This is a genomic window from Chitinophaga sp., from assembly GCF_035564935.1.
Classification (GTDB): domain Bacteria; phylum Bacteroidota; class Bacteroidia; order Chitinophagales; family Chitinophagaceae; genus Chitinophaga.
In genome coordinates this window covers 1-7,361 of the sequence record NZ_DATMTE010000782.1, presented here as the reverse complement: position 1 = coordinate 7,361, position 7,361 = coordinate 1, and the positions used below count along the sequence as shown (strand labels likewise).

At 45.6% G+C, this 7,361-nt stretch carries 6 protein-coding genes; 4 read left to right on the top strand and 2 right to left on the bottom strand.

Annotated features, from left to right (window positions below; genetic code table 11):
* Positions 1-38 precede the first annotated feature (38 nt).
* Positions 39-1,268: a thioredoxin family protein gene (locus tag VN105_RS20190; protein WP_325643565.1), complete on the bottom strand. Its 1,230-nt coding sequence runs from the start codon at positions 1,266-1,268 to the stop codon at positions 39-41.
* Positions 1,269-1,640: 372 nt separating this feature from the next.
* Here VN105_RS20190 and VN105_RS20185 point away from each other — a divergent pair, with 372 nt between their 5' ends.
* A complete protein-coding gene (locus VN105_RS20185; RefSeq protein WP_325643563.1) occupies positions 1,641-2,567 on the top strand; it encodes an AraC family transcriptional regulator in 927 nt (308 codons plus the stop codon).
* Positions 2,568-2,861: 294 nt separating this feature from the next.
* Here the strand turns inward: VN105_RS20185 and VN105_RS20180 are convergent, their stop codons facing one another.
* The gene (locus VN105_RS20180) at positions 2,862-3,899 is read right to left on the bottom strand and encodes an aldo/keto reductase (RefSeq protein WP_325643561.1); all 1,038 of its coding nucleotides are present in this window, start codon (positions 3,897-3,899) and stop codon (positions 2,862-2,864) included.
* A 144-nt stretch (positions 3,900-4,043) separates the two neighbouring features.
* Here VN105_RS20180 and VN105_RS20175 point away from each other — a divergent pair, with 144 nt between their 5' ends.
* The 3 genes from VN105_RS20175 to VN105_RS20165 all read left to right on the top strand — a co-directional run.
* Positions 4,044-5,000, top strand: coding sequence for a bifunctional helix-turn-helix transcriptional regulator/GNAT family N-acetyltransferase (locus VN105_RS20175; RefSeq protein ID WP_325643559.1), 957 nt, complete (start codon positions 4,044-4,046; stop codon positions 4,998-5,000).
* 110 nt (positions 5,001-5,110) lie between these two features.
* Complete coding sequence (gene fucP / locus VN105_RS20170) at positions 5,111-6,391, top strand: L-fucose:H+ symporter permease (RefSeq protein ID WP_325643557.1); 1,281 nt, start codon at positions 5,111-5,113, stop codon at positions 6,389-6,391.
* A gap of 519 nt (positions 6,392-6,910) precedes the next feature.
* Positions 6,911-7,361 (top strand): hypothetical protein (locus tag VN105_RS20165; protein ID WP_325643556.1); only part of this gene is annotated, 451 nt, incomplete at its 3' end.

Genomic DNA, 7,361 nt, shown 5'->3' with positions numbered 1-7,361 from the left:
TGCTCCAAGACAATTTTCATCGCCGAAGGCGATCTACGCTACTCCCAATATTTCTCCCCTTTCTTCATTTTCTCCAGGGTGGTTTCGTAGTTTTTCTTCTCGTCGCCGTTGGCTTTGTTCAGGGCTTTTTCTTCCCAGGCGAGAGCATCCTCTTTTTTACCGGCTTTATACAGCAGGTTGGCGTAGGTATCCATAAAGGCAGGCACTTCGTTGTCTTTGAAAGAGCGTTTGCTCCATTCCAGTGCCTGTTCTATACATTGCATATCATTGCATTTTTCGAAGATGGTCCAGGCATATTCATTGAGCGATTGCGGATCTGCCTTGTGGCCATATTTTTTCATATAGGCAACAATGTTAGCTACGGCATTATCGGCATCCTTTGTATAGCTGAAGTACTGCACTTTGGTTTTCAGGATCAGTTCTTCCGCGAAAGCAGGATATTTTTTGGTCAGGCTGCTTTCAAGGGTTGCCCAGTCGGGTTTGCTGCCGTCTTTCTTCATCAGCTGGGGGTATACCTCTTCCTGCGCCACAATGCCCATTACCTTTGCTTCTGCTTTGCCGGGGCCCAGCACTTTGTTTACTTTATCGGCATTGTGCAGGAACATATCAAAACCGGGGTCCTTACTGCTGTTGGTAAATTTAGCAATGAAGTCCAGGTTTACGGGCGAGTACAGATCTTTCTGCTTGCTGATATATTCTTTTGAAATAAGGGAAGCATTTGCCTGGTCGTATTTATTCAGTGCCAGGAGTGCCATCTGGCGAAGGAAAGCAGTATCTTTCTTCCCTTTTTTATAAAGATCCAGCTGTGTGTAGTATTGTGTAGCCGGGTTGAGGGATGCAGCGCATCTTTCGATGAACTGATCTGCCTCGGCGCCGCCAACCTGGCGGTCTACGATATGACCATCAGGCGCAAACACCAGGAAGGTAGGATAGGCACGGATAGCGTAATCCTTTTCAATTTGTTTGGCGGATGCATACCAGCTTTTCACTTCTTCATTGTCTTTGTCCGTTTGATCCATCTGCACTTTTACGTTGATGAATTTCTCATTCATAAAGCTGCCTACTTTTTCCTGGGGGAAAATGTTGGCCGACATAAATTTGCAGGGGCCGCACCAGGTGGTGAAACAATCCACGAAAATGTACTTGTTTTCCGCTTTGGCTTTGGCCTGCACGTCGGCCCAGCTGCTGCCATGTTCGAAATGCATGCCTTTGTCCTGTGCTACAGCCAGCAGGGGCAACAGGAGGGCGAGGAGGAATAGTTTCTTCATAATGCGTTTGTTGGTTTTGATTAGTAGCTGCTAATTTAACGTAGTTCCGGAACAAAACCGGGAGGGCGGGTAATTAATTTGACAGGATAAGTTGGCCTTATGCTCCGGGTGGGATGGCAACCAATACGGTTGGTTCCACAGAAGGCATACTTCACAAAAAAGCCATCCTGCCGGGGATGACCTTTTTGTATAAGATGTAATTACACCGGTGGATGTTATTTGAAAGAAAGGATGGTTTCCGTTTATATACCATCAATATGGTAAAGATTGGGCACTTCATGGCAAAATTTCGTATTTATCTTTAGCACATTCGTACCTGATTTTCTGAGTTCGGTTAATTATACTAACTTGTTGTAGCTAAAAATATTAGCCATGCCGGTAAAACATTTTGTACAGCCGATAGACCTGACACATCCGAAACAGTTACAACGCCTGGTTGAGAACAGGCGGGTTTATAACCTCAATAACTGTGAACTGAATATATTCGAAAGTTATCAGCAGGATTACCGCGTGCCGCTTACTTTTGGCGATTTCGTGATCACCAGTATGATGAGAGGTAAGAAGATCATGCATCTTTTTGATAAGCCCTCTTTTGAATACCATCCCGGGGAAACAGTGATCCTTCCGGCCAATGAAACCATCGTTATTGATTTCCCCGAAGCGACCACCGATAATCCCACCCAATGTATAGCCTTTTCCGTGGATGAAACCTATATCCGCGGTACCCTGCAGTATCTTAACGAATATTATAACAGTGAATATGCCGATAAAAATAACTGGCGCCTGCAATTTAACAGGTACCATTTCAACAATGACACCGACCTTACAGACCTGATCAATAAACTGGTACGCATTTGCAGCAGTACAGACCTTTCCAGGGACATTTATGCGGATCTGAGTATGAAGGAACTGCTGATCCGGATTTTACAGAGCCAGCACCTGCAGCTCATTGCGGATGAAAAGAACACCAACAGCAATAACAGCAGGCTGCATTTTGTGCTGCATTATATCAATGAGCACCTCACTGAAAATATTTCTGTAGATACCCTTTGCCGGAAAGCCTACCTGAGCCGCAATGTGTTTTTCAAATGGTTTAAAGACCAGTTTGGGATTACCCCCCTCCAGTATATTAACCGGGAAAGGTTAAAGCTGGCCAAACAGCTGCTGGCTAACAGGAATAACAGTGTAGGCCAGGTAAGTACCCTCTGTGGTTTTAATGATACCAATTACTTCATCCGGCTGTTCCGCAGTGCAGAAGGAGTGACGCCGGGTACGTACCAGCTCATCTGCTCGCGGTAGGTAGAGCGCCTTCGGCACTTATGTGGATTTTGTCTGACTCAGGATTAAACTGATTAAACTGATTTCGCTGATTTGATTACTTTGGATTTAAAAAGGTTTGGGGAGATTTAAGCGAATACTTTCGCCTAAATCCCCACAAATCTTCTATAAAATCGTTACAAAATCAGGGTAATTAGTTTAATCCTGAGTCAGACAAAATCCGCTTATATCTCCCCGAATCCCTTTAAAAGCCTAAAAAATCTAATCAGCGAAATCAGTTTAATCAGTTTAATCCTGAGTCAGACAAAATCCGCGTTAAACAAATTTCGGTGGTGGATTCAACGTCAGGTTTTGCCGCTGATGCCAGTATGGATAAATGGTGGGGATTTCACTGGCGGCATCCAGTTTCTTCACCTGGTCGGTGGTGAGGTTCCAGTCGGTGGCGCCGAGGTTCTGGATCAGTTGCTCCTCATTACGGGCGCCGATAATGATGCTGGAAACGGTAGGCCGTTGCAGTAGCCAGTTCAGGGAGATCTGGGCCACTGTTTTGCCTGTTTCAGCGGCTATTTCATCCAGCGCGTCAATGATATTGTAGAATACTTCATTGTTTACCACTGCTTCGGGAACAGGGCTGCCTCCCTGGGCTACCCGGCCATTTTGTGGCGGCGGACTGTTACGCCGGTATTTACCGCCAAGCCTGCCTGCTGCCAGCGGGGACCATACAATGGCGCCCACTTTCTGATCGAGGCCCAGGGGCATAAGTTCCCATTCATATTCACGGTTGGCAAGGGAGTAATATACCTGGTGTGCTACATAACGGTTCCACCCATATTTTTCTGCAATGGCCTGCGACTTCATCAGATGCCAGCCGGAAAAGTTAGATGCAGCAATGTAACGGACCTTACCGCTTTGTACCAGGTCGTCCAGCGTGCGCAGCGTTTCTTCCACGGGCGTGTTGCCGTCGAATCCATGCATGTGGTAAATATCGATATAGTCTGTTTGCAGCCGTTTTAAACTGCCCTCTATCTGCCGCAGTAAATGAAAACGGGAAGATCCCTGGTTATTGGGACCTTTACCAAACGGGAAAGTTGCTTTGGTAGAGATCAGCAGCTGGTCTCTTTTCCCCGCAATGGCTTTTCCCAGGATCTCTTCCGAAAGCCCTTCGGAGTATATGTCTGCCGTGTCAAAAAGATTCACACCTGCATCCAGGCAAAGATTCACCATGCGGGTGGCTTCTTCGGCCAGGGTACTGCCCCAGGCTTTGAAAAAATCATTGCCTCCGCCAAATGTAGCGGTACCAAAACTAAGCACCGGTACCTGTAAACCGGAAGCTCCTAATTGTCTGTATTCCATCAGATAAATTTTATAAACGGTTTTTGAAATGTAAAGGTCGGGGAATTGTTGCTATCTCTCTCCATTCCCTTCTCTCCAGATAAAATTTGGTGATTTTAATCTTATACCTATATTTGCGTAACTGGTTACGTAATTTATTACAATATGGAATTTTTCAATAAAACAGGTAAAGTGGCGCTCGGCAGCAGGCTGCGTATGCTTACTGAAAAGATCACGGAAGATGCTGCACAGATCTATCGTTTATATAACATTGACATGCAGCCGAAATGGTTCCCGGTATTCTATGTACTATCTGTGGGGGAAGAGAAAACCATTACGGCCATTGCAAAGGAAATCGGCCATTCCCATCCTTCTGTTAGTAAAATAATAGGGGAGATGAAGAAAAAAGGCCTGGTAACAGAGAAGAAGGATAAGGCCGATGGACGCAGGAATATGGTGAGTCTTACTAAAAAAGGATTAGAGATCAACACCCGTATACAAGACCAGCTGACAGATGTAAACACCGCTATAGAAGCCATTTCCGCCCAAACTACGCACGATCTCTGGAAGGCAATGGAAGAATGGGAATACCTGCTGGAACAGCAATCCCTGCTCAGCCGGGTAGTGGAAGCCCATAAAAAAAGGGAAGCCGGCAACGTGGTTATTGTGGACTATCGGCCCAAATATAAGGCTGCCTTCAAAGCGCTGAATGAAGAATGGATTGCCCGGTGGTTTAAAATGGAAGCTGCTGATCATAAATCGCTCGACCACCCTGAAGAAAACATCCTTAAAAAAGGCGGGCACATTTTAGTAGCGCTTTACAACGATGAACCGGTAGGGGTTTGTGCATTAATAAAGATGGACGACCCGGACTACGATTACGAAATGGCTAAAATGGCGGTATCTCCCAAAGCCCAGGGAAAAAGTATAGGATTTTTATTAGGCCAGGCCATTATTGCAAAAGCTATCTCGGTGGGGGCCAGGAACATTTACCTTGAAAGTAATACCATTCTGAAACCCGCCATCAGCCTGTATAATAAGCTGGGCTTCAAAAAAGTGGCTGGCAGGGCTACACCGTATGAACGATGTAACATCCAGATGGAACTGGCGCTCCCGGTATGATTTCCCCGGCAGATGATTGGAGTTTATAAAAATGGAAATGTATATTAGAGCCCCGGATGAATGCACAAACCATCATTCCACGTTATAAAAAAAATTTAAAAACTCAGATCATGATATCACCTGACTCCCTGGAACAGGAAGCCTTGGAAACCGCTAAAAATTCCAGCTCGTCTGCCGCTTCATTACCCGCGAAATTTACAGAGAAAAAATATGTGATCACCCTCATATTCGTTACCTCGTTGTTTATGTGCTGGGGTATTGCGTTAACGATGGGCGATGTGCTCAACAAACATTTCCAGAACGTACTTGGATTAACAAAATCCCAATCGGGCCTGGTACAGTTTTCCATCTTTGGCGCTTATGCGCTGATGGGTATTCCGGCAGGACTGTTTATTAAAAAGATGGGATATAAGAAGGGTGTGCTGCTGGGGCTCACGCTGTATGCCCTGGGCGCCTTCCTGTTTGTGCCCGCGGCGAATGCGGCTTCTTTTGGTGTTTTCCGCATTGCCCTGTTTGTGCTGGCCTGCGGCATGGCCACCCTGGAAACGGTGGCGCACCCGTTTATGGCGGCACTCGGCGATCAGCGCACCAGCGATCAGCGTATCAATTTTGCTCAATCGTTTAATGCAGTAGGCGCTATTGTTGGTCCTACGCTCGGATCGTACTTCCTGCTGAGCGCCAGCCATGATGCCGGCCAGGAACTGGTGTCGGTAAAAACATTATACATTTATATCGGCGCGGTGATTGCAGCCATTGCCATTGCATTTGCCATGGTAAAGGTACCTGCGCTTACGGATCCGCATGATGGTCCTTCCGATGTATCCGGCGTGGTGGGAGTACGCAAAAAGCTGTTCCAGCAAAAGCATTTTGTATTTGCAGTGATCGCACAGTTCTTTAACGTGGCGGCGCAGGCAGGTACCTGGGCGTTTTTCATTAACTATGGTCATGAGGTGATGCATTTTTCCGATCAGAAAGCAGGTTACTTTATGACGGTATTCATGGGTATGATGCTGGCCGGGCGGTTTGTAGGCACGGCCCTGATGCGTTATATCGCTCCTAATAAATTGCTGGCTGCATTTGCAGTGGGCAATATCCTGATGTGTATCATCGTGGCACAGGGCTGGGGCTGGACCTCCTTCATTGCGCTGCTCATGATCAACTTCTTCTTCAGTATCATGTATCCTACTATTTTCAGTCTTGGTTTAAAAGACCTGGGCCCGCAAACACAGCAGGCGTCTTCATTTATTGTAATGGGTATGTTTGGCGGCGCTATCTTCCCTTTCATCATGGGTCGTATTGCGGACACAAATATTGCTACTGCATACTATCTGCCTATTGTATGTTATGCGGTTATTTTCCTGTTTGGTTACAGGTTATATAAACTCAGATAATTGTATTATTTCCTACAAAACAGCACGGGTGGCTCATAATCATTGCCACCAATTTAAAGAACATCGCAGGGAACAAGCTGTGGAAAAAATTTTCACTAGCCATTCAGTATAATCGTAAGGGCGGTTCTGTTATAGAGCCGCCCTTTTTATGAACAGGCATACAGCTGCTGCGCATTACATTATAATCAGCAAATACCGCCGTTGCCATCTTTCTCATTCTACCCCGTTTCCGCCTTCCGGCGCATTTTTACTGCGCCTGAACAGCACCATTATACCGCCCAAAATTCCATTCATCCCAAATGGGTGGTTTTTTCGTAATATTAGTTTGTCCAATTTAGCTTTTTCGGGATTACTGCATTACCAGTTAGCATTGTTTTTTCGTATAATATAATTCTGAGCTTGTCTGTAAAATCATGGCCGCGGAAATATTAAGTAAATAAATGGTTGTATCCTCACTGAAAACTATTACTACTCTACATATTAGTTCTCAATCTTTTATTCACCTTAAAAATTACATGTATGTCAAATGCTTTAACTTCCTGCGTCACTATCCCGGGAAGGTCCAAGATCAACTCCTGTTACCAGGATACTCAAAATGACACTTTAAAGTGGGTACAGCAATTTGATATTGCCCCAAGATTTAAACCCCTTAGCTGGTTTTCGAAAGCCAGGTTCGGATTCCAGGCCGCACGCGAATACCCCGAAGCCTCCTATACACAGGTTACGCTCGCCGGAGATCTCCTTTCCTGGCTGTTTACAGTGGATGACAGCTGCGACCGCGGTTCTGCTGATGAAGGAACTGCTTTGGAAATGAGACGTCAGCTGGAAATATTTATCACCATCCTCAGTGGTAAATATCTGGAAGATGATAATAGCCTCAGCATTGCCTTGCAGGATATACTATGCCGCTTCCGGGATATAAGCAGCCCTTTTTTATACCGTAAATACTGTATGCATATGACAGATTATC